Here is a 19,652-nt window from a genome sequence, read left to right as displayed (position 1 = left end):
CTCACTCACCAGCCTTCGGGGCGGCCTTCTTGCCCTTGAACATGCCGAGCATGCGGTCGGTCACCACGAACCCGCCGATGACGTTCAGCGTGCCGAAGACCAGGGCGACGAACAGGATGATCTGGATGCCGATCGAGGGGTCCTCCATCTTGCCCAGCGTCACCAGCGCGCCGAGCACCACGATGCCGTGGATGGCATTGGTGCCCGACATCAGCGGGGTGTGCAGGGTGTTCGGGACCTTCGAGATGACGGCGAACCCGACGAACCCGGAGAGTACGAGGATCGCGATGTTCGCGAGCAGTTCGGTGTACATCAGACCGCCTCACGGGTGACGCAGGAATCGGCAAGGACCTGATCGTCGAAGTCGGGCGCGAGCTTCCCGTCCACCAGCATCAGGTCGAGCAGCGCGAAGATGTTCTTGGAGTACAGCTCGCTGGCGTGCTCGGGCATGGTGGCGGGCAGGTTCAGCGGCGAGGCGATGGTGACGTCGTGCTTGACGACGATCTCGCCCGGCTCGGTCAGCTCGCAGTTGCCGCCGGTCTCGCCGGCCAGGTCGATGATCACGCTGCCCGGCTTCATCCCCTCCACCGCGGCGGCGGTCACCAGCCGCGGCGCCGGGCGGCCGGGGACAAGCGCGGTGGTGATCACCACGTCGAAGCCCTTGATGGCATCCTCCAGCGCCTGCTGCTGCTTCGCCTTCTCCTCGTCGGTGAGCTCGCGGGCGTACCCGCCCTCACCGGCCGCGTCGATGCCGAGGTCGAGCCACTGCGCGCCCACCGAGCGGACCTGGTCGGCCACCTCGGGCCGCACGTCGTAGCCGGTGGTGCGGCCGCCGAGGCGCTTGGCCGTGGCCAGCGCCTGCAGCCCGGCCACGCCGACCCCGAGCACCAGCACGGTGGCGGGCTTCACGGTGCCCGCCGCGGTGGTCAGCATGGGGAAGAAGCGGGTCGACTCCGAGGCGGCCAGCAGCACGGCCTTGTACCCGGCGACATTGGCCTGCGACGACAGGGCATCCATGACCTGCGCGCGCGAGATGCGCGGGATCGCCTCCACCGCGAAGGCCTGCACCCCCGCGGTCTTCAGGGCGCCGATCTGGTTCTCGGCATTGCGCGGGGCCAGGAAGCCGATCAGCGTCTGCCCGCTGGTCAGCTTGCCGACCTCGGCGTCGGTGGGCGGTGCCACCTTCACCACCACGTCGGCGGACCAGGGGTCGCCGACGGTCGCGCCCGCCTCCACGTAGGCGGCGTCGGGAATCAGCGCGCCCGCTCCGGCGCCCGCCTCCACCACGACATCGACGCCCTTCGCGAGCAGACTCGGGACGATCTTGGGCACCAGGGCCACCCGCCGCTCGCCCGTGCCGGTCTCACGTACGACCCCGACACGCGCGCCGCGCGGCGATGGGTCGCCTGCGCTCTGCGTTGTCTCCACTTGTCAGTTTCCTTCTCGTGCTGGCAGCGATCCCTAAGTTACTGGCGAGTAAGCTAGGTCGAATCCTCGCAACTGTATCCGGACCGCGGTGAGCGTAGCTGAGATGCCGATCACGTGGCGAAGTTCGCAACTGTTGTTTCGCCGGTTTCACAAATTTGCATTTCCGCAGCGTCTTCCGGGTGCCCGCGGCTTCGCGGGATTCGCCGATCCGCGCCGCCGACCGTCGCCGCAGGTGAAACCGGACGGGAAAGGGCAGCCGGGCGGCCAGTACCCCCGCGGTCGGCGAATACCGCCACGACACGGGGTTCCGACACGAGTGACGCGTGTCATAGGCCGGGTGTCCCCCGCGGCTCGTACGCCGTAAGGTCGCTGGGTGTGACCGACTGCGTCTTCTGCGCCATCGTGGCCGGAACCGCCCCCGCCACCGTCGTCCACGAGGACGCGGAGGTGCTGGCGTTCCTCGACATCCGCCCGATCGCCCGCGGGCACACCCTGGTGATCCCCAAGCGCCACGCCACCGAGCTCGACGACCTGGACCCGGAGCTCGGCGCCGCCGTCTTCCGGGCCGGGCACCGGCTGGCCCGCGCCGCCCGCCGCGGCGGGCTCGCGGCCGACGGCGCGAACCTGGTGCTGAACGACGGGAAGGCCGCCTTCCAGACCGTCGGGCACGTGCACCTGCACGTGATCCCGCGGCACGCGGGCGACAAGGCCCGGTTCGCCGCCGGCTTCCTGCTGCGCCGCCCGCACGACACCGAATCCACCGCCGCCGCGATCCGCGCGGGGCTGGCCGCGCTCGATCCGGCGGGCGAGGACCGATGACCGGCACCGAGCCACGAGGGAGCACAGTGGTGAGCGAACCCGAACGGGCCGAACTGATCGAGCTGCTGACCGAGCAGTGGCAGGCGCTGGACCGCCTCGTCGCCGACCTGGACGAGCCGGGCTGGCGCACCCCCACGGCGCTGCCCGGCTGGACCGTCTTCGACGTGCTCGCGCACGTGATCGGCACCGAGTCCTGGCTACTTGGCGAGCGCCCGCCCGCCGCCGACCCGCTGCGCCCCAAGGTCGACGTGCGCGAGCTGCCGCACGTGCGCAACGAGACCGGCGTGCTCAACGAGATCTGGGTCGACCGGCTGCGCCCGCTGCCCCCCGCCCGGCTGCGCGAACTCTTCACCTCGGTCACCGAGCGCCGCACCGCCGCGCTGCGCGCGCTGGACGACGAGGCCTGGGCGGCCAAGACCCCGTCGCCGATCGGCGAGGTGAGCTACGGCCGCTTCATGCGGGTGCGGCTCTTCGACTGCTGGATGCACGAGATCGATATCGCGGACGCGCTCGGCGTCACCGTGGCCGAGGGCGGCCGCCGCGGCGAGGTAGCGTTCCAGGAGTTCCTCGGCTCGATTCCCCGGGTCCTGGTCAAGCGCGGGCAGGCGCCGGAGGGGGCGCGCATCGAGATCGACCTGAGCGGCGCGCTGGCCCGCACGCTGCGGGTCGCGGTGCGGGGCAGGGCCGGGTACGTGGACGCGCTGGACGGCCCGCCGGACGCCGCGATCGCGCTCGACTCCGGGCTCTTCACCCGGCTCGGCGGCGGCCGGACCCCGGCCGCCGAGCACACCGGCGAGATCGCGCTGCGCGGCGACACCGAGCTCGGCGAGCGGCTGGTGCGCGCGCTCGCCTTCACCATCTGATGCGGCTCTTCCTGGCGAGCTACCGCTGCGGTGCGCACGCCGACCGGCTGCTGGAGCTGGTCGGCACGCCGGGGCGGGTCGGGCTGATCCCGAATGCCTGCGATGCCTGGCCCGCCGCCTGGCAGTCCGCGGTGACCAGCGACGAGGTGCCGCTGCGGCGGCTGGGCTTCCGCCCCGAGGTGGTGGATCTGCGCGAGTACGCGGGCGCGCCGGAGCGGCTGCGCGCCACCCTGGCCGGGTTCCCGCTGCTCTGGGTGCGCGGCGGCAATACCTTCGTGCTGCGCGCCCAGTTCGCCCGCAGCGGCGCCGATACCGTCCTGCCCGAGCTGCTCGCCGACGACGCCCTGGTCTACGCGGGGTACAGCGCGGGCGCCTGCCTGCTGAGCCCGGACCTGCACGGCATCGAGGAGGCCGACGACCCGGCCGAGGTGCGCCCGGCCACCGGCGTCGACCCGCAATGGGACGGGCTCGGCCTGATCGACCGCCCGATCGTGCCGCACGTCGACTCACCGACCGATCCGGACGGCATCTGCACCCGGCTCGCCGCGCGCTTCCGCGCCGAGGGCAGGCCGCACTGGGCGCTCACCGACGACGACGCGGTGGTCGTCGACGGCGGCGCGCCCGAGCTGCTGACCTGAGCCCTCGACCGGCCCGCAGCGCTCAGCGCCTGCGGAAGACCACCCAGCGCATGGCGCTGTACATGTACACCGCCTCGCAGCCGCCTGCCAGGATCCGGGCCAGGTGGTAGTCGAGCCCGAGCGCGGCCAGCCCGCCGCCGACGCCGAGGATGAAGGCCACGTAGTTGATCACCACCACCACCGTGTACACCGCCGCCTGCCCGGCCACCGGCGCGTGCGAGTGGAAGTTCAAGGTGCGGTTCAGCACGAAGGCCAGCCCGAAGGCGCAGGCGTAGGCGACGCTCACCGCGAACCAGATCGGCAGCCCGAGCCCGCCGTACAGGATCGTCAGCAGCAGCAGATCCACCCCGAAGGTGCCGCTGTTGATCAGCGCGAAGCCGAGGAAGGTGGGCGGGATCAGCCGGTCGAGGCCGAGCGGGAGCAGCGCGACCACCCGCTCGCACCAGCGGCCGAAGCGCTCCGCGATGCCGTCGACGGCCGAATCGATCGCCGTGCCTGGTTCGTCGCGGAGGTCCGCCGGTTCGCCCACGCCCGCAGGATGCCACCGGCAGGTGTCGCCCAGGTGAGCGGCGGGCGAACCCGGCGTCAGCCGATCCGGCTGCTGCGGGCGCCGCCCGCCGGGCGCAGCGCGGCCAGCCTGCGCCGGGTGAGATCGTCGGCGTCCGCCAGCAGCAGCTCCACCAGCAGCCGTGGGTCTCGCCGCCACTGCGCCCCGATGGTGGCCAGCGCCGGCTTGTCGAAGAGCCCGGAGCTCGCCAGCGCGGCCAGCCAGTCGTCGATCTCGCCCGCCTCGATGCGGCGCACGGTCTCGTCGTCCAGCCCCGCCTCGGCCACCTCGGGGCCGATCACCGCGGTCACGAGCTCGCGGTAGTCCGGTGTTGCGGTCATGCTGAGATCCCTCCTGCGCGCTGAATACCACCACGACCCTCGCGGATTCCGAACTCCGCGACCCCTGTCGGATGATTGTGGCCCCGCACCGGGCGTACCACCAACCCGATGCCGGTGAAATCGCCGATTCGGTTGGCTAGCGTGGCGAGTGTGCAGCTACAGGACTTGATCGCCGCGCTCCCCGCGGGCGCCGTCGTCACCGACCCGGACGTGCTGGCCGGGTACCGCCACGACTGGGCGAAGGATCCCGGCGCGGGCACCCCGCTCGCCGTCGTCCGGGCCACCGCCACCGCGGATGTCGCGGCCACGCTGCGCTGGGCGAGCGCGCACGGGGTTCCGGTGGTGCCGCGCGGCGCCGGCTCCGGGCTCTCCGGCGGCGCGACCGCGGTGGCGGGCGGGATCGTGCTCTGCACCGAGCGGATGCGCGGCATCACCGTGGATCCGGTGACGCGCACCGCGGTGGTGCAGCCCGGGTTGCTGAACGCCGAGGTCAAGCGGGCCGTCGCCGAGCACGGGCTGTGGTACCCGCCGGACCCGTCGTCGTTCGAGATCTGCTCGATCGGCGGCAACGCGGCCACCAACGCGGGCGGGCTGTGCTGTGTGAAGTACGGCGTCACCAGCGACTACGTGCTCGGCATGGAGGTGGTGCTCGCCGACGGCACGCCGGTGCGGCTCGGCGGCCCGCGGCTCAAGGACTCGGCCGGGCTCTCGCTCACCAAGCTCTTCGTCGGCAGCGAGGGCACGCTCGGCGTGATCACCGAGCTCACGCTGCGGCTGCTGCCCGCGCAGCCGCCGCTCAGCACCGTGGTCGCCAGCTTCGCCGACCTGGAGTCCGCCACCGCGGCGATCCTCGCCATCACCGCCGCGCTGCGCCCGGCCATGCTGGAGTTCATGGACTCGGTGGCGGTCAATGCCGTCGAGGACGAGCTGCGCATGGGGCTGGACCGCTCGGCCGCCGCGCTGCTGGTCGCCCGCTCCGACGCGCCGGGCGAGTTCGCCGCGCACGAGGCCGAACTCATGGTCGCCGCCTGCGAGAAAGCGGGCGCCACCGAAGTTTTCAGCACCGCCGACGCCGAGGAGGGCGAGGCCTTCACCGCGGCCCGCCGGTTCGCCATCCCGGCGGTGGAGCGGCTCGGGCCGCTGCTGCTGGAGGATGTCGGGGTGCCGCTGCCGCGCCTCGCCGACCTGGTCTCCGGCATCGCCGGGATCGCCGGGCGCAACGCGGTGACCGTCTCGGTGATCGCGCACGCCGGGGACGGCAATACGCACCCGCTCATCGTGCACGACCCGGCCGATGCCGAGCAGACCGCGCGGGCGCACCGCGCCTTCGGCGAGATCATGGACCTGGCCATCGCGCTCGGCGGCACCATCACCGGCGAGCACGGCGTGGGCCGGCTGAAGAAGGCGTGGCTGCCCGATCAGGTAGGCCCCGACGTGATGGCGCTGACCAGGCGGATCAAGGACGCGCTCGACCCCGGCGGCATTCTCAACCCGGGTGCCATCCTGTGAGGCCAGGAACATCGGGGTGCGCGCCGGGGTTTTACCGGCCATGAGCACCAGGTTGAAACACAATGCCGAGGACACCAGGTTCGAGATCTACGTGGACGGGGTGCTGGCCGGGTACGCCGACTACGCCGAGCGCGGCACCGTCCGCGATTTCAACCACACCGTGACGTTCCCCGAGTTCCGCCGCCGCGGGGTCGCCGCCGAGGTGGTCGAGTACGCGCTGCGCGATTCCCGCGCGCACGGCTTCACCGTGCGGCCCACCTGCTGGTACGTCGACGAGTTCATCGCCGCGCACGGCGAGTACCGCGACCTCGTCGCGTCCTGACTCAGTTCGACCGCCGCCAGCAGAGGAACTGGTGATCGGTGGTGCACCCCATCGCCGCCACCACGGCCTCGTTGTCGAAGCCGGGCAGCGCCTGGAGCCGGTGCAGCAGCGACTTGCCGCCCGCCGACTGCGACACCGCGCAGCCATTGCCCTTCGCCCCGATCAGCACGAAGAACACATCGTCCGCGAAGGGCCCGTCGGTGCTGGTGATGATGCGCACCTCCGCGAGATCTGCCCAGCTCACCTCCTCGACCCGCCCGCCGGGAAGAGTGCGCCGGACATATCTGTCCGTTATTTCCACCCCACTCATGCCTGAAATCGTCCTCCTGTGCGCGGTCGCCCGACACCCCTGAGTTCGGATCCGGCCGCGCGCACGCGTGAACCCCGATACCCGAACGGTACCGGGGATCAGCGCGGAGGGAGGTGGATCAGCGCAGCAGGGCGCGCGACATGACGACGCGCTGGATCTGGTTGGTGCCCTCGTAGATCTGCGTGATCTTGGCATCGCGCATCATCCGCTCCACCGGGAAGTCGGTGGTGTAGCCGGCGCCGCCGAAGAGCTGGACGGCGTTGGTGGTGACCTCCATGGCGACGTCCGAGGCGAAGCACTTGGCGGCGGCGGAGATGAAGCCCAGGTTGGGCTCGCCGCGCTCGGCGCGGGCCGCGGAGGTGTAGACCATGAGCCGCGCGGCCTCGATCTTCATCGCCATGTCGGCCAGCATGAACTGGGTGTTCTGGAAGTCGGCGATCCTGGTGCCGAACTGCTTGCGGTCCTTGGTGTAGGCGATCGCGGCGTCCAGCGCGCCCTGGGCCAGCCCGACGGCCTGCGCGCCGATGGTCGGGCGGGTGTGGTCGAGGGTCTGCAGCGCGGTCTTGAAGCCGGTGCCCGGCTCGCCGACGATCCGGTCGCCGGGGATGCGGCAGTTCTCGAAGTACAGCTCGGCGGTGGGCGAGCCCTTGATGCCGAGCTTGTGCTCCAGCGGCCCGACCACGAAGCCCTCGTCGTCCTTGTGCACCAGGAACGCGGAGATCCCGTTGGCGCCCTTCTCGGCGTCGGTCACCGCCATGACGGTGTACCAGGAGGACTTGCCGCCATTGGTGATCCAGCACTTGGAGCCGTTCAGCACCCAGTCGTCGCCGTCCCGCTTCGCGCGGGTGCGCATGGAGGCGGCGTCCGAGCCGGCCTCGCGCTCGGAGAGCGCGTAGGAGGCCATCTCCCCGTTCACGATGTCCGGCAGCACCTGCTGCTTGAGCTCGTCCGAGCCGTTCAGGATGAGCCCCATGGTGCCGAGCTTGTTCACCGCCGGGATGAGCGAGGAGGAGCCGCAGACCCGGGCGACCTCCTCGATCACGATGCAGGTGGCGACCGAGTCGGCGCCCTGGCCGCCGAACTGCTCCGGCACGTGCACCGCGTTGAAGCCGGAGGCGTTCAGCGCGGTCAGCGCCTCCTCGGGAAAGCGGGCCTTCTCGTCCACGTCCTTGGCGTGCGGGGTGATCTCCTTCTCCGACAGCGCGCGAATGGCCGCGCGCAGCTCGTCGTGGAAGTCCTCCAGCTTGAACAGGTCGAAATCGGGGTTACCCGCCATGACGGCTCCACTTCTGGTTGTCGGTGCTCACCGGCACTGCGTGCCACACTTTCTCTCAGTATAGAGCGTTGCTCAGCCAGTGAGCCTTCGCGAGTGGCACTCAGTGCCAGCACAGTCGGTGATGGTGACCAGAGTCACAGACTACCGAGTTGCCGGGTCACCAGGTCGGCCACCCGGCGCGGCGCCATGCCGCGCGGGAAGACCGCGACCACCAGCTCCTCGCCGGGCGCCCCGCGCGGGATCGCGGCCAGCTCCTGACGCAGGTCGGCGGCGCCGGCGTCGGACTCGCCGCGCACCATCCGGCGCAGCAGGTAGTTGTGCGTCGCGGTGACGGCCGCGGTGAACTGCACCCGGCTCAGGTCAGGCACCTCGGGCAGCCGCTCGCGCAGGAAGTCGGTGAAGAGCCGCTCGTACCGGAACACCGTGACGATCTCGCGCTCGCGCAGCGCGGGCACCTGCCGCACCACCCGGTACCGGCGCGCCGCGATCTCCCGCCACTGGGTGAACCGCTCGAACACCTGCACCACCGCGGTGCAGACCAGCTCCCACGGGTCGCCGTCCGAGCCGTCGAGGAAGGCGGCGGCCTGCGCCAGCTGCGATTCGTGATCGGCGAAGATCACGTCCTCCTTCGACCGGAACTGCCGGAAGAAGGTCCGCCGCGAGATCCCCGCCGCCTCGGCGATCTCGTCCACGGTCGTGGCCTCGTACCCCTTCTCGGCGAACAGCAGCAGCGCCTGCTCCACCACGGCGAGCCGGAACCGCGCCGTGTCGGCGCCTGCGCGGATCCGCGCGGATTCGTCGATGGTCACGAGCTCGAGCGTATCGAGTGCGCCGCCGCGGCCGGTTTGCAGCTGTTTCGTTTGTTTCGGATATTTCGACTACTCTCTATAATCGCCTCATGTCGACCCACGCAGCGAAGCGCATCGAGCCGGGTGAGGTGGATGCCGAGGTAGCCGCCCGGGCGCTGCGGCGCGTCCGGGACTATCTGCTCCGGCATCCGGAGAGCACCGATATCGCGGTCACCGCCGAGATCGGGAGTGCAGGAGCGCTGGTGCTGCCGCGGGCGGTGGTCGACCTCGTGGGATTCGTCCTCGCCCAGGCGGCGGAGGGTCGCGGCGTCTCGATCGTGCCCTCGCACGCCGAGCTGACCACCCAGCAGGCGGCCGACATCCTGAACGTCTCCCGGCCCCACCTGATCGGGCTGCTGGAGAATGGCGAGATTCCGTTCCGCCTGGTCGGGTCGCACCGCCGGGTCCGGTTCGAGGACCTCACCGAGTACCGCCGCCGCAGCGAGGCGATCGGCCGGGCCGCCGCCGACGAGCTGTCCGACCTCGGCCAGGAACTGGACATCTGACGATGCCTTTCGTCGTCGTCTACGACGCCAACGTCCTGTACGGCAATACTCTCCGCGATCCGATGATCCGGCTGGCGCGGACCGGCATGGTCCGTGCGCGGTGGTCCGAACAGATCCTGGACGAGACGATGCGCAGTATCGCCGCCAGACGACCGGATATCGCACCGGAAAAATTGACTCGGCTGCGGGCACTGATCGTCGCGGCGGTGCCGGACTGCCTGGTGCGCAACCATGAGCCGCTCATCGAGGCGGTGAAGTTGCCGGACCCCGACGACCGGCATGTCGTCGCCGCGGCGATCATGGCGGGCGCCCAGCAGATCGTGACCGCGAATCTGGTCGATTTTCCCGACGAGCAACTGGCCCGGTGGCACGTCCGCGCGATCGGTCCCGACGAGTTCGTGCTCGATCAGATCGCCGTGGACGATCGCGTCGTCTGGGCCTGCGTCCAGCAGATCGCGGACGCCAGGCGCAACCCGCCGGAGACCGTCGACGACGTGCTCGCCGCGCTGGAGCGGGCAGGCCTGCTCGAATCGGTCGCGGCGCTCCGAGCGGGCCGCCGACGCTGAGAGCTCAGCCGAGCAGCTTCGCGCGCAGCGCTTCGTCCTTGCCGAGGACGAGTTGCTCGAGATTCGACTGGAAGGTCTCCATGCGGGTGCGCAGGGCCGGGTCGGCGGTGCCGAGGATGCGGGCGGCGAGCAGCCCGGCATTGCGGGCGCCGCCGATGGAGACGGTGGCGACCGGGACGCCGGCCGGCATCTGCACGATGGAGAGCAGCGAGTCCATGCCGTCCAGGTACTTCAGCGGCACCGGGACGCCGATCACCGGGAGCGGGGTGGCGGAGGCGACCATGCCGGGCAGGTGGGCGGCGCCGCCGGCACCGGCGATGATCACCTTGATGCCGCGCTCGGCAGCGGCCTTCGCGTAGTCGAGCATGCGCTGCGGGGTGCGGTGCGCGGAGACCACGCCCACCTCGAAGCGGATGCCGAACTCGGCGAGCGCCTCGGCCGCGGCCTCCATCGTCGGCCAGTCCGAGTCGCTGCCCATGATCAGGCCGACCTGCGGTTCACTCATGCGGATCCCATCCGTCGGTCCATACCGCGTGCGACATCCAGTGCGCCGCCCGCTCCGCCTTCTCCCGCACCGCGGCGACGTCGTCGCCGAGGATGTTCACGTGGCCGATCTTGCGATCGGGCCGCTCGCCCTTGCCGTAGAGGTGCACCTTGGCCTCCGGCAGCCGGGCGAAGAGGTGGTGCAGCCGCTCGTCCATCGCCATGGCGGGCGCCTCCGGCGCGCCGAGGATGTTCGCCATCACGGTGACCGGCGCCAGCGGGGTGGTGTCGCCGAGCGGGTAGTCCAGCACGGCGCGCAGGTGCTGCTCGAACTGGCCGGTGCGGGCGCCGTCCATGCCCCAGTGGCCGCTGTTGTGCGGGCGCATGGCGAGCTCGTTCACGAGCAGTTCGCCCGCCGCGGTCTCGAAGAGCTCGACCGCCATCACGCCGACGACGCCGAGCTCGGCGGCCAGGTGCAGCGCCAGCGTCTCAGCCTCGGCGGCGAGCTCCTCGGAGAGCCCGGGCGCGGGCGCGAGCACCACCGCGCACTGGCCGTTGCGCTGCACCGTCTCCACCACCGGCCAGGTGGCGGCCTGCCCGAACGGCGAGCGCGCCACCATGGCGGAGAGCTCGCGCACCCACGCCACCCTGGCCTCGGCCAGCAGCGGCACCCCGCGGGCGCGCTGCTCGTCGACGACGGCGCGCGCCGCGGCGGCGTCGGCGGGCATCCAGACCCCGCGGCCGTCGTACCCGCCGCGGATCGCCTTGAGCACCACCGGCCAGCCGTGCTCGTCCCCGAACCGCTCGGCGTCGGCCGCCGTCTCGACGGCGGTGAAGGCGGGCACCGGCAGCCCGAGCTCGGCGAGCCGGGTCCGCATGGCCAGCTTGTCCTGGGCGTACCGCAGCGCGCCCGGCGGCGGCTGCACATTGACGCCCTCGGCGACCAGCGCCTCCAGGTGCTCGGTCGGCACGTGCTCGTGGTCGAAGGTCAGCGCGTGCGACCCGACCGCGGCTTTCCGCAGCGCCACCGGGTCGGCATGGCTGCCGAAGACCACGTCCGGGCTGACCTGTGCGGCGGGGTCGTCCGGCCGCTCGGCCAGTACCCGCAGCCGCTGCCCGAGGGCGATCGCGGCCTGGTGCGTCATCCGCGCGAGTTGCCCGCCACCGACCATGGTGACGGTCGGCATCGCCGCTGGATCGAAGGAACGTGCGCTCACGTCGGTCAATGTTGTCATGGAGCGCAAAATCGGCGCGCGCGACCCGGCGCTACACTCGGGCCTTGTGTCAATCGTCGACGACGTGGTCCGCGCACTCCCGCCCGCAGCACGGGAGCTGGCGCTCCGTAATCGTGAGCTGATCAAGTTCGCGATCGTCGGCGCCACCACCTTCGTGATCGACAGCGGCATTTTCTACCTGCTGAAGTGGACGGTGCTGGCGGACAAGCCGGTGACGGCCAAGATCATTTCCGGGGTGATCGCGGTGATCGCCTCCTACATTCTCAATCGGGAGTGGTCGTTCAAGAACCGCGGCGGCCGGGAGAAGCACCACGAGGCGCTGCTGTTCTTCGTGGTCAGCGGCATCGGCGTGGCGCTGAGCAATATTCCGCTGTGGATTTCCAGCTACGTCTTCGATCTGCGCCAGCCGGACGTGAGCTTCGCCACCGAGAACATCGCCGACTTCGTGAGCGCGTTCCTGATCGGCAATCTGCTGCAGATGGCGTTCCGTTTCTGGGCGATGCGGCGCTGGGTTTTTCCGGACGAAATGGACGTCATCATCGAAGAGCTCGAGGAGCTCATCGAGGTCGAGAATCTCGGCACCGAGCCGCCGACGGTGCGTCCCTGACTTTCAGCGCGGCTCCGCGCCCACCCCGGCGGAAACCCGATTCGGCGTCGGCGCGCCGAGAAAGAGCGCGAACAGCGCGGGGCGCCTGCGCTGCAATTCCAGCCGGCCGCCGTCGGCCTCCACCAGCGCCCGCGCCAGCGCCAGCCCGACCCCGGTCGAGCCGGCCCCGGAGAAGCCGCGGTCGAAGATGTGCGGCGCCAGCTCGTCGCTGACCCCGTCGCCCTGATCGGCCACCTCCACGCAGACCAGCGGCACCCGCGCCCTGCCGCCGTGCACCAGCCGCACCGAGACGGTGCAGGTGCCGTCGCCGTGGTTGAGCGCGTTGTCCAGCAGCACGGCGAGCGCCTCGCGCAGCCGGGAGCCCATGATCGGGGCGCGCAGCGACTCGTCGCCGAGCAGGGTGAGCACCCGCCCGGCGTCCCGGAACGGATGCGTCCACTCCGCGATCACGCCGCGCAGCTCGTCCATCACCGGCACCGGGTCGCGGTCCGCGGCGTCGTCGTCCCTGGAGGCGCGGACCAGGTCGTCGATGGCGCCGGTGAGCCGGTCCACCTGGGCCATCGCCGCCTCGGCCTCCTGCACCACGTCCGGGTCGGCGTGCACGGAGAGCTCGTCCAGCCGCAGCCGGACCGCGGTGAGCCGGCTGCGCAGCTGGTGCGAGACATCGGCGACCAGGGCGTGCTCGCGCTGCAGCCGCCCGGCGATCTCCACGGTGGCGGCGTCGAGCACGTCCGAGACCCGGTCCAGCTCGGCGATGCCGTGCCGCCGGTTGTCCGGCCGGAAATCGCCCTCGGCGAGCCGGGCGGCGCGCGCGGCGACATCGCTGAGCGGGTCGGCGACCCGGCGCGCGGTGACCACCGCGACCGTCACCGCCGCGGTCAGCGAGGCCAGCACCGCCAGCGCCACCGCGCCCACCGCCTGCCGCTGCATGGCGTGCATGGGCCCGGACGGCATCTCCAGCCGCAGCGAACCGCGCTCGCCCATGGAGAGCGATTCGACCAGCGGATCACTCACCCGGTCCACCCCGATGTCCATCCGGACGGCGCTGTCCAGCGGGGCCGGGTAGACGATGGTGAGCTTGCCGCCGTCCGGCACCAGCGTGGCCACCGCCCTGGTGTCCAGCTCGCCGGGGACGATCCCGGTCTCCTGCTCCTGCGCGATGATCTCGCTCGCCATCCGGTCCAGCCGGTCGCGCAGGTCGTTGCGGGTGATGTCCTCCACCCAGAGCCAGGCGGTGTAGACCAGTGGCAGCCCGAGCACCACCGTGGTGAGCGTCAGCACGGTGAGCATCGAGCGCAGGATGCGGCGGCGCACGTCAGTCGGTGTTCAGCCGGAACCCGACACCGCGCACGGTGACGATCCGGCGCTCGGCCATCGGCCCCTCGTCGCCGATCTTGCGGCGCAGCCAGGACATGTGCATGTCGAGCGTCTTGGAGCCGCGCAGCTCGGCATCGCCCCAGACCTCGCGCAGGATGGTCTCCCGCGGCACCACCTGCCCGGCCCGGTCGATCAGCACCTTGAGCAGCTCGTACTCCTTGTTCGCCAGCCCGACCTCGACGCCGTTCACCAGCACCCGGCGCGCGGCCGGCTCCAGCCGGATGCCGCCGACCTCGACGGTGTCGTCGCCGAGGCCGCTGCGGCGCAGCAGCGCGCGCACCCGGGCCAGCAGCTCGGCCAGCCGGAACGGCTTGCCGACGTAGTCGTCGGCGCCCGCGTCCAGCCCGACCACGAAGTCCACCTCGTCGGTGCGCGCGGTGAGCATGAGCACGGCCAGCTCGGCCCCGCTGGCCCGCACCTGCCTGCACACCTCGAGCCCGTCCATACCGGGCAACCCGAGGTCGAGGATGAGCAGGTCGTGACCGCCCTCCAGCGCGCGGCGCAGCACCGCGGGGCCGAAGCTCTCCACGGTCACCGTGTAGCCCTCGCGGCCGAGTGCGCGCGAGAGCGGTGCCGCGATCGCCTCGTCGTCCTCGCCGAGCAATACCGCCGTCATGGGCCCAGATTACGGGCGGATCAGTTGTCCCAGCGCTCGTGCCGGTGCTCGACCTCGAAGACCTGGTGGTAGAGGAGCGAGTGCACCTGCTGCACCGCGGGGATGTCGTCGTACTCCAGCGGCTCGTCGGAGGAGGAGCCGATGATCAGGGTGCCGGTGCCGAGCAGCCGGTCGAAGAGCCCGTGCCGGAACTGCACGCTGGAGATCCGGCTCATGGGGATATCGATGCCGGAGTGCGTGAGCACGCCCTGCCGCACCAGAACCCGCCGGTCGGTGACGATGAAGTGCGTGGACTTCCAGCTGATCACCGGCCCGATCACGCGCCAGGCGAGCAGCGCCACCCACACCACGAGTACCACGACGAGCAGCCCGAGCCGCACCGTCTCGTCGGTGACGTTCCGGGAGATCACGCCGCCGCCGAACCCGGCCAGCGCGGTGGCGGCCACCAGGATGACGATCGGCCAGAACAACATCTTCCAGTGCGGGTGGCGATGCAGCAGCAGGTGCTCGTCGGGGGCCAGCACGTCCTCCGGATAACCCATGGCCGCACCCTACCGCGCGGCGGAGACGGCACGGCCGCAGCGCGATTCGCCGATCAGGGCGTGACGACGGCGAACCTCGGGTCGGGGGCGTCGGTCATGGCGAGGATGCGGCGCAGCACCCCCGGGTCGCCGGTGCAGCGCACCGCGCCGAGATCACCGGTGGTCAGCGCGGCGAGCAGCTGCGGGTGGGTGAGCTCGACGGTGAGGTCGGCTGCGTCGTCGCGGCGGGTCGGGAAGTGCACGAGCACCGCGTTGCCGAGCTCCATCCGGTAGTGCTCGGCCAGGTCGGTGAGGACCCAGTGGATGCTCAGCCGCTGATCGCCCGCGCGCTCCGGCACCAGCCGGATGGCGACGGTGTCGAAGAGCTGGGTCACGGTGAGCGCGCCCGCCATCCCGGCGGACGAGAGCGCGGGCGCGGTGACGCCGTTGCGCGCCCGCTCGACCGGCGGATGCTGCCGGAGCTGCGCCGGATTCCCGTCGTACCAGCCCAGATAGCGCTGGAAGACGGCCTTCACATTGTGGCTCACCGAGCCGTAGTACCCGCGCACGTGCTGGTTCGCCGCCAGCGATTCCGGCAGCGTGATCCGCTCGGCGATCTCGGCCCCGGTGCACCCCTGATTCATCAGCCGCACCGACTGGTCGTGCAGGTAGGCGTAGAGATCGCGCTGCGCGCGCAGGTACTCGGCGATCCGCGCGCGGCCCCAGGTGGGCCAGTGGTGCGAGGCGAAGAGCACATCGCTCTCGCCGCCGAAGAGCTCGGTCGCCTCGGCGATGTAGCGGGACCGGATCCGCGGGTCGCGCACCTGGGCGCCGCGCAGCGTCAGCAGGTTGTGCGCGGTGTTCTCGGCCATGCAGAGCGCCCGGTGGCCGGGCAGGTGGAAGTTCATCTCGGCGGGCGCCTCGGTGCCCGGCGTCATCTGGAAGACGAATTCGACGCCGTCGTAGGTGGCCGCCTCGCCGGTGGCGCTGATCTCGACGGTCGGGGCGAGCAGCCCGATGCTGCCGTGGGCAGGGCAGACCCCGAGGCCGATGCCGACCTTGCCGTCGGCCGCGAGCGGCAGCGGGTCGCCGCCGTAGTAGTAGCCGCGGCGCAGCGTGGCGACCCCGGCGTAGACGTTCTCCGAGACGGCGTGCTCCAGGAAGTGCTCCGGCGCCACGATCGGCACCCTGGTGCCCGGCTGCACCACGCCGAGCACGCCGCCGAAGTGGTCGGCGTGCGGGTGCGTGTAGATCACCGCGGTCACCGGGCGGTCGCCGCGGTGCCGCCGGTACAGCGCGAGCGCGGCGGCGGCGGTCTCGGCGGCGGTGAGCGGGTCGACCACGATCACCCCGGTGGCGCCCTCGATCAGCGTCATAGTGGAGATGTCGAAGCCGCGCACCTGGTAGATGCCCGCGGTCACCTCGTACAGCCCGTGCTCGGCATTGAGCCGGCTCTGCCGCCAGAGCCCGGGGTGCACCTGCGCGGGCGGCTCGGCGGCCAGGAAGTCGTAGGCCCCCGGGTGGAAGACCACCCGGCCGTCGGCGCCGGTGATCGGCGCGTCGTCGGTGCCGACGAAGCCGCGATCGGCATCGGCGAAGTCGGTCTCGACCTGTTCCGTTGTCGCCATCGGGCGCCCTCTCGTCCGGCCGACCGGAAGGGGCGGCGCGGGGCGCGGGCGGCCGGGCGCGGTCCGGTGGTCCGGTTCGATCCTGGGCGGCGCGGCGGCGGCCCGGGTCACCCGATGCGGATGAGATCAGGCGTCGGGGCGCAGGTGGGTGACGTCGCCCGCGGAGACCGCCTCGGAGCCGACGAGCAGCCGGCCCGCGGCATCGATGTCGGTGGCGATCCCGACCAGCGCGCGGCCGCCGGGCAGCTCGGCGCGCACCCGGGCGCCGAGGGTGCCGCAGCGCTCGCGGTAGGCGGCGGCGAGCCCGGCGGTATCCCAGCCCGCGTCCCGCCAGGCGGTGAAGCGGCCGGCGAAGGCGGTGAGCAGGGCGGCGGCCATGGTGGTGCGGTCCACGGTGGCGCCCTCCAGCACCAGCGAGGTCGCGTGCGGCACCGGCAGCTCGTCCGCGGTGAGCTCGGCGTTCAGCCCGACGCCGACCACCACCGCCGGGTCCGGCCCCGCGAGCGCCACCTCAGCCAGGATGCCCGCCAGCTTGCGGCCGCCGACCAGCACGTCGTTCGGCCACTTGAGCTCGGCGGGCACCCCCGCCGCCGTGCGCACGGCGTCCACCACGGCGATCCCGGTGAGCAGCGGCAACCAGCCGAGCACCTCGGGGTTCACGCCCGCCAGCCGGACCAGGATCGAGACCGAGATCTGGGTGCGCGGCGGGCTGCCCCACGCCCTGGCGTGCCTGCCGCGCCCGCTCTCCTGCAGCTCCGCGAGCAGCACCTGGCGGTCGGCATCCGGCTCCGCGACGGCCCGCGCGATCAGGTCGGCATTGGTGGAGCCGGTGGTCTCGACCACATCGAGCCGGGTGAAGGAGGAGGCGAGTTCGCGGCGCAGCCGCTCGGCGTCAAGGGGTGTCCGCTGCACAGCGGCAGGCTACTCGGCCGCACCCCGCGACCTGCGATTCCGGGGTCGGCAGACCCCTTGCGCCAGCTGTGCACAACTCCGGAAATCCGACGGCGACCAGGGCTTTTCTACCGATGAGTAGCGGAGGAGGTGTTACCCGGTACCACAGGCACTGGTTACACTCCGAACCCATGACGAGTGTCCAGCAGCAGCCCGCATCCGGATCGGCGGGCGAACCCGATATCCACACGACCGCCGGGAAGCTCGCTGACCTGCGCAACCGGCTGGACGAGGCCAAGCACCCGATGGGCGAGGCCGCCGTCGACAAGGTGCACGCCAAGGGCAAGATGACGGCCCGCGAGCGCATCCTCGCGCTGCTGGACGAGGGCTCGTTCGTCGAGCTCGACGCCCTGGCCAGGCACCGGAGCGTGAACTTCGGGCTGGACAAGAACCGCCCGCTCGGTGACGGCGTCGTCACCGGCTACGGCACCGTCGACGGCCGCGACGTCTGCATCTTCAGCCAGGACGTCACCGTCTTCGGCGGCAGCCTCGGCGAGGTGTACGGCGAGAAGATCGTCAAGGTCATGGATCTCGCGCTGAAGACCGGCCGCCCGCTGGTCGGCATCAACGAGGGCGCAGGCGCGCGCATCCAGGAGGGCGTCGTCTCGCTCGGCCTCTACGGCGAGATCTTCCACCGCAATATCCAGGCCTCCGGCGTGATCCCGCAGATCTCGCTGATCATGGGCCCGGCCGCGGGCGGGCACGTCTACTCCCCCGCGCTCACCGACTTCGTGGTCATGGTCGATCAGACCAGCCAGATGTTCGTCACCGGCCCCGACGTCATCAAGACGGTCACCGGCGAGGACGTCACCATGGAGGATCTGGGCGGCGCGCACACGCACATGGTGAAGTCCGGCGTCGCGCACTACGTCGCCTCCGGCGAGCAGGACGCGCTCGACTACGTCAAGGACCTGCTCTCCTACCTGCCGAGCAACAACCGCGCCGAGGCGCCGCGCTTCCCCGCGACCGACCCGGTGACCGGCGCCATCGAGGAGTCGCTCACCGAGGAGGATCTGGAGCTCGACTCGCTGATCCCGGACTCGCCGAACCAGCCGTACGACATGCACGAGGTCATCCGCCGGCTGCTGGACGACGACGAGTTCCTCGAGGTGCAGGCCGAGCGCGCGATGAACATCATCGTCGGCTTCGGCCGGATCGACGGCCGCAGCGTCGGCATCGTGGCCAACCAGCCCACCCAGTTCGCCGGCTGCCTCGATATCGACGCCTCGGAGAAGGCGGCGCGCTTCGTCCGCACCTGCGATGCCTTCAACGTCCCGATCATCACCCTGGTCGATGTTCCCGGCTTCCTGCCCGGCACCGGGCAGGAGTACAACGGCATCATCCGGCGCGGCGCCAAGCTGCTCTACGCCTACGGTGAGGCCACTGTGGGGAAGATCACCATCATCACCCGCAAGGCCTACGGCGGCGCCTACGACGTCATGGGCTCCAAGCACCTCGGCGCCGATGTGAACCTGGCCTGGCCGACCGCGCAGATCGCCGTCATGGGCGCCTCGGGCGCCATCGGCTTCGTCTACCGGAAGAAGCTCCAGGACGCCGCCGCCGAGGGCGCCGACGTCGATGCGCTGCGGGTAGAGCTGCAGAACGAGTACGAGGACACGCTCGTGAACCCGTACGTGGCGGCCGAGCGCGGCTACGTGGACGCGGTCATCCCGCCCTCACACACCCGCGGCCAGATCGTCTCCGCGCTGCGGCTGCTGGAGCGCAAGATGGTCAGCCTGCCGCCCAAGAAGCACGGCAACATCCCGCTCTGATCGCGCGATACCCTTCGTAGGCCGCGCACACTGGTAACGATGTAGCCGCACACTGGTGGATGCGGAGGCAGCTGCCTTCACATTCGCCGGTGCCAGCGGCGCTCGGCCGGGTATACCCCAGAAGGGTGCACCCGCCCGAGGTAGAGAGAGGATCTGCACTGTGACGACCGTGGCAGAAGACGAGGTGTTGTCCGCCGTCGAACTCGACCTCACGGCCGATTCGATCCCGGCGGAGACCGAGGCGGCGAGCGCCGAGCCGGCCGCGGCCGAGGCGAGCATCGCCCCGCTGATCCGGGTCGAGCGCGGCAACCCCTCGGACGCCGAGATCGCCGCGCTGGTCTGTGTGTTCACCGCGGCGGCTGCCGGTTCGGCCGCGCCGGGCGAGCAGGGGCCGCTCGACCTGTGGGGCAGCCCCACCCTGCTGCACCGCGGCGCCGCGCCGTTCTCGCCCTACGCCTTCCCCGCGCTGGCGTACGGCCGCGACTGACC

24 protein-coding genes are annotated in these 19,652 nt (G+C 71.4%); 10 read left to right on the top strand and 14 right to left on the bottom strand.

The genetic code is table 11. From position 1 onward, the window contains the following. Nucleotide 1 precedes the first annotated feature (1 nt). Nucleotides 2-313, bottom strand: a complete 312-nt coding sequence (locus tag AB0H71_RS30490; RefSeq protein WP_357027764.1) for an NAD(P) transhydrogenase subunit alpha — start codon at nucleotides 311-313, stop codon at nucleotides 2-4. After that, the gene (locus AB0H71_RS30485; protein WP_357027761.1) at nucleotides 313-1,428 is read right to left on the bottom strand and encodes a Re/Si-specific NAD(P)(+) transhydrogenase subunit alpha; all 1,116 of its coding nucleotides are present in this window, start codon (nucleotides 1,426-1,428) and stop codon (nucleotides 313-315) included. Before AB0H71_RS30485 ends, AB0H71_RS30490 begins: the two co-directional genes overlap by 1 nt. Nucleotides 1,429-1,803: 375 nt before the next feature. Between AB0H71_RS30485 and AB0H71_RS30480 the strand changes: the two genes are divergently transcribed. From AB0H71_RS30480 to AB0H71_RS30470, 3 genes are read left to right on the top strand one after another with little or no spacing between them, the layout of a single operon-like run. Beyond that, nucleotides 1,804-2,247 (top strand): HIT family protein, encoded by a 444-nt coding sequence (locus tag AB0H71_RS30480; protein WP_357027758.1) that lies wholly within the window; start codon nucleotides 1,804-1,806, stop codon nucleotides 2,245-2,247. A gap of 29 nt (nucleotides 2,248-2,276) precedes the next feature. Further along, nucleotides 2,277-3,110, top strand: a complete 834-nt coding sequence (locus AB0H71_RS30475) for a maleylpyruvate isomerase N-terminal domain-containing protein (protein WP_357027755.1) — start codon at nucleotides 2,277-2,279, stop codon at nucleotides 3,108-3,110. Further along, complete coding sequence (locus AB0H71_RS30470; protein ID WP_357027752.1) at nucleotides 3,110-3,748, top strand: Type 1 glutamine amidotransferase-like domain-containing protein; 639 nt, start codon at nucleotides 3,110-3,112, stop codon at nucleotides 3,746-3,748. Before AB0H71_RS30475 ends, AB0H71_RS30470 begins: the two co-directional genes overlap by 1 nt. 22 nt (nucleotides 3,749-3,770) lie before the next feature. Here the strand turns inward: AB0H71_RS30470 and AB0H71_RS30465 are convergent, their stop codons facing one another. Both AB0H71_RS30465 and AB0H71_RS30460 read right to left on the bottom strand, forming a co-directional pair. Then, on the bottom strand, nucleotides 3,771-4,235 hold the full coding sequence (locus AB0H71_RS30465) for a GtrA family protein (RefSeq protein WP_357027918.1): 465 nt from the start codon (nucleotides 4,233-4,235) through the stop codon (nucleotides 3,771-3,773). 98 nt (nucleotides 4,236-4,333) lie between these two features. Next, nucleotides 4,334-4,636 carry a hypothetical protein gene (locus AB0H71_RS30460; RefSeq protein WP_357027750.1) on the bottom strand — a complete coding sequence of 101 codons (303 nt, stop codon included), beginning with the start codon at nucleotides 4,634-4,636 and terminating at the stop codon, nucleotides 4,334-4,336. A gap of 108 nt (nucleotides 4,637-4,744) precedes the next feature. On the opposite strand from AB0H71_RS30460, the gene AB0H71_RS30455 reads away from it, so the two are divergent. Next, nucleotides 4,745-6,145 (top strand): FAD-linked oxidase C-terminal domain-containing protein, encoded by a 1,401-nt coding sequence (locus tag AB0H71_RS30455; RefSeq protein ID WP_357027747.1) that lies wholly within the window; start codon nucleotides 4,745-4,747, stop codon nucleotides 6,143-6,145. A gap of 40 nt (nucleotides 6,146-6,185) precedes the next feature. Further along, a complete protein-coding gene (locus AB0H71_RS30450; protein WP_357027914.1) occupies nucleotides 6,186-6,467 on the top strand; it encodes a GNAT family N-acetyltransferase in 282 nt (93 codons plus the stop codon). A 1-nt stretch (nucleotide 6,468) separates the two neighbouring features. Here the strand turns inward: AB0H71_RS30450 and AB0H71_RS30445 are convergent, their stop codons facing one another. From AB0H71_RS30445 to AB0H71_RS30435, 3 genes are all read right to left on the bottom strand, one after another. Then, on the bottom strand, nucleotides 6,469-6,711 hold the full coding sequence (locus tag AB0H71_RS30445; protein ID WP_357027744.1) for a hypothetical protein: 243 nt from the start codon (nucleotides 6,709-6,711) through the stop codon (nucleotides 6,469-6,471). A 184-nt stretch (nucleotides 6,712-6,895) separates the two neighbouring features. Further along, nucleotides 6,896-8,053, bottom strand: a complete 1,158-nt coding sequence (locus AB0H71_RS30440) for an acyl-CoA dehydrogenase (RefSeq protein ID WP_357027741.1) — start codon at nucleotides 8,051-8,053, stop codon at nucleotides 6,896-6,898. Between the two features lie 134 nt (nucleotides 8,054-8,187). Beyond that, complete coding sequence (locus tag AB0H71_RS30435) at nucleotides 8,188-8,862, bottom strand: TetR family transcriptional regulator (RefSeq protein ID WP_357027738.1); 675 nt, start codon at nucleotides 8,860-8,862, stop codon at nucleotides 8,188-8,190. A gap of 89 nt (nucleotides 8,863-8,951) precedes the next feature. Here AB0H71_RS30435 and AB0H71_RS30430 point away from each other — a divergent pair, with 89 nt between their 5' ends. After that, nucleotides 8,952-9,407, top strand: coding sequence for an excisionase family DNA-binding protein (locus AB0H71_RS30430; protein WP_357027735.1), 456 nt, complete (start codon nucleotides 8,952-8,954; stop codon nucleotides 9,405-9,407). Between the two features lie 2 nt (nucleotides 9,408-9,409). Then, on the top strand, nucleotides 9,410-9,973 hold the full coding sequence (locus tag AB0H71_RS30425) for a PIN domain-containing protein (RefSeq protein WP_357027733.1): 564 nt from the start codon (nucleotides 9,410-9,412) through the stop codon (nucleotides 9,971-9,973). A 4-nt stretch (nucleotides 9,974-9,977) separates the two neighbouring features. Here the strand turns inward: AB0H71_RS30425 and purE are convergent, their stop codons facing one another. Together purE and AB0H71_RS30415 are read right to left on the bottom strand one after the other, a co-directional pair. Next, nucleotides 9,978-10,478, bottom strand: coding sequence for a 5-(carboxyamino)imidazole ribonucleotide mutase (purE, locus tag AB0H71_RS30420; protein ID WP_357027730.1), 501 nt, complete (start codon nucleotides 10,476-10,478; stop codon nucleotides 9,978-9,980). After that, nucleotides 10,471-11,691: a 5-(carboxyamino)imidazole ribonucleotide synthase gene (locus tag AB0H71_RS30415; protein WP_357027727.1), complete on the bottom strand. Its 1,221-nt coding sequence runs from the start codon at nucleotides 11,689-11,691 to the stop codon at nucleotides 10,471-10,473. The genes purE and AB0H71_RS30415 overlap by 8 nt, the downstream gene beginning before the upstream one ends. A gap of 46 nt (nucleotides 11,692-11,737) precedes the next feature. Here AB0H71_RS30415 and AB0H71_RS30410 point away from each other — a divergent pair, with 46 nt between their 5' ends. Then, nucleotides 11,738-12,298 carry a GtrA family protein gene (locus AB0H71_RS30410; protein ID WP_357027911.1) on the top strand — a complete coding sequence of 187 codons (561 nt, stop codon included), beginning with the start codon at nucleotides 11,738-11,740 and terminating at the stop codon, nucleotides 12,296-12,298. Between the two features lie 3 nt (nucleotides 12,299-12,301). On the opposite strand, the gene AB0H71_RS30405 is transcribed toward AB0H71_RS30410, so the two are convergent. From AB0H71_RS30405 to AB0H71_RS30385, 5 genes are all read right to left on the bottom strand, one after another. Continuing rightward, a complete protein-coding gene (locus AB0H71_RS30405; RefSeq protein ID WP_357027724.1) occupies nucleotides 12,302-13,612 on the bottom strand; it encodes a HAMP domain-containing sensor histidine kinase in 1,311 nt (436 codons plus the stop codon). Nucleotide 13,613: 1 nt separating this feature from the next. Next, nucleotides 13,614-14,291, bottom strand: coding sequence for a response regulator transcription factor (locus tag AB0H71_RS30400; RefSeq protein ID WP_357027721.1), 678 nt, complete (start codon nucleotides 14,289-14,291; stop codon nucleotides 13,614-13,616). Between the two features lie 20 nt (nucleotides 14,292-14,311). Further along, nucleotides 14,312-14,833 carry a PH domain-containing protein gene (locus tag AB0H71_RS30395; protein WP_357027718.1) on the bottom strand — a complete coding sequence of 174 codons (522 nt, stop codon included), beginning with the start codon at nucleotides 14,831-14,833 and terminating at the stop codon, nucleotides 14,312-14,314. A 53-nt stretch (nucleotides 14,834-14,886) separates the two neighbouring features. Beyond that, nucleotides 14,887-16,440 carry an alkyl sulfatase C-terminal domain-containing protein gene (locus tag AB0H71_RS30390; RefSeq protein WP_357027716.1) on the bottom strand — a complete coding sequence of 518 codons (1,554 nt, stop codon included), beginning with the start codon at nucleotides 16,438-16,440 and terminating at the stop codon, nucleotides 14,887-14,889. 126 nt (nucleotides 16,441-16,566) lie between these two features. After that, nucleotides 16,567-17,352, bottom strand: a complete 786-nt coding sequence (locus tag AB0H71_RS30385; RefSeq protein WP_357027713.1) for a biotin--[acetyl-CoA-carboxylase] ligase — start codon at nucleotides 17,350-17,352, stop codon at nucleotides 16,567-16,569. 170 nt (nucleotides 17,353-17,522) lie between these two features. Between AB0H71_RS30385 and AB0H71_RS30380 the strand changes: the two genes are divergently transcribed. Together AB0H71_RS30380 and AB0H71_RS30375 are read left to right on the top strand one after the other, a co-directional pair. Then, nucleotides 17,523-19,163 carry an acyl-CoA carboxylase subunit beta gene (locus AB0H71_RS30380; RefSeq protein WP_357027711.1) on the top strand — a complete coding sequence of 547 codons (1,641 nt, stop codon included), beginning with the start codon at nucleotides 17,523-17,525 and terminating at the stop codon, nucleotides 19,161-19,163. A gap of 160 nt (nucleotides 19,164-19,323) precedes the next feature. Beyond that, complete coding sequence (locus AB0H71_RS30375; protein ID WP_357027708.1) at nucleotides 19,324-19,650, top strand: acyl-CoA carboxylase subunit epsilon; 327 nt, start codon at nucleotides 19,324-19,326, stop codon at nucleotides 19,648-19,650. The last annotated feature ends 2 nt before the right edge of the window (nucleotides 19,651-19,652 follow it).

It is taken from the genome of Nocardia sp. NPDC050697 (genome assembly GCF_040654395.1).
Classification (GTDB): Bacteria; Actinomycetota; Actinomycetes; order Mycobacteriales; family Mycobacteriaceae; genus Nocardia.
This window is presented reverse-complemented; position numbering and strand designations above follow the sequence as displayed.

Bases quoted from the DNA above. Each gene is read 5' to 3' on its own strand.
- AB0H71_RS30490 (WP_357027764.1), bottom strand. From the start codon at position 313: ATGTACACCGAACTGCTCGCGAACATCGCGATCCTCGTACTCTCCGGG.
- AB0H71_RS30470 (WP_357027752.1), top strand. From the start codon at position 3,110: ATGCGGCTCTTCCTGGCGAGCTACCGCTGCGGTGCGCACGCCGACCGG.
- AB0H71_RS30460 (WP_357027750.1), bottom strand. From the start codon at position 4,636: ATGACCGCAACACCGGACTACCGCGAGCTCGTGACCGCGGTGATCGGC.
- AB0H71_RS30455 (WP_357027747.1), top strand. From the start codon at position 4,745: ATGCCGGTGAAATCGCCGATTCGGTTGGCTAGCGTGGCGAGTGTGCAG.
- AB0H71_RS30450 (WP_357027914.1), top strand. From the start codon at position 6,186: ATGAGCACCAGGTTGAAACACAATGCCGAGGACACCAGGTTCGAGATC.
- AB0H71_RS30440 (WP_357027741.1), bottom strand. From the start codon at position 8,053: ATGGCGGGTAACCCCGATTTCGACCTGTTCAAGCTGGAGGACTTCCAC.
- AB0H71_RS30430 (WP_357027735.1), top strand. From the start codon at position 8,952: ATGTCGACCCACGCAGCGAAGCGCATCGAGCCGGGTGAGGTGGATGCC.
- AB0H71_RS30425 (WP_357027733.1), top strand. From the start codon at position 9,410: ATGCCTTTCGTCGTCGTCTACGACGCCAACGTCCTGTACGGCAATACT.
- purE (WP_357027730.1), bottom strand. From the start codon at position 10,478: ATGAGTGAACCGCAGGTCGGCCTGATCATGGGCAGCGACTCGGACTGG.
- AB0H71_RS30415 (WP_357027727.1), bottom strand. From the start codon at position 11,691: ATGACAACATTGACCGACGTGAGCGCACGTTCCTTCGATCCAGCGGCG.
- AB0H71_RS30400 (WP_357027721.1), bottom strand. From the start codon at position 14,291: ATGACGGCGGTATTGCTCGGCGAGGACGACGAGGCGATCGCGGCACCG.
- AB0H71_RS30395 (WP_357027718.1), bottom strand. From the start codon at position 14,833: ATGGGTTATCCGGAGGACGTGCTGGCCCCCGACGAGCACCTGCTGCTG.
- AB0H71_RS30390 (WP_357027716.1), bottom strand. From the start codon at position 16,440: ATGGCGACAACGGAACAGGTCGAGACCGACTTCGCCGATGCCGATCGC.
- AB0H71_RS30380 (WP_357027711.1), top strand. From the start codon at position 17,523: ATGACGAGTGTCCAGCAGCAGCCCGCATCCGGATCGGCGGGCGAACCC.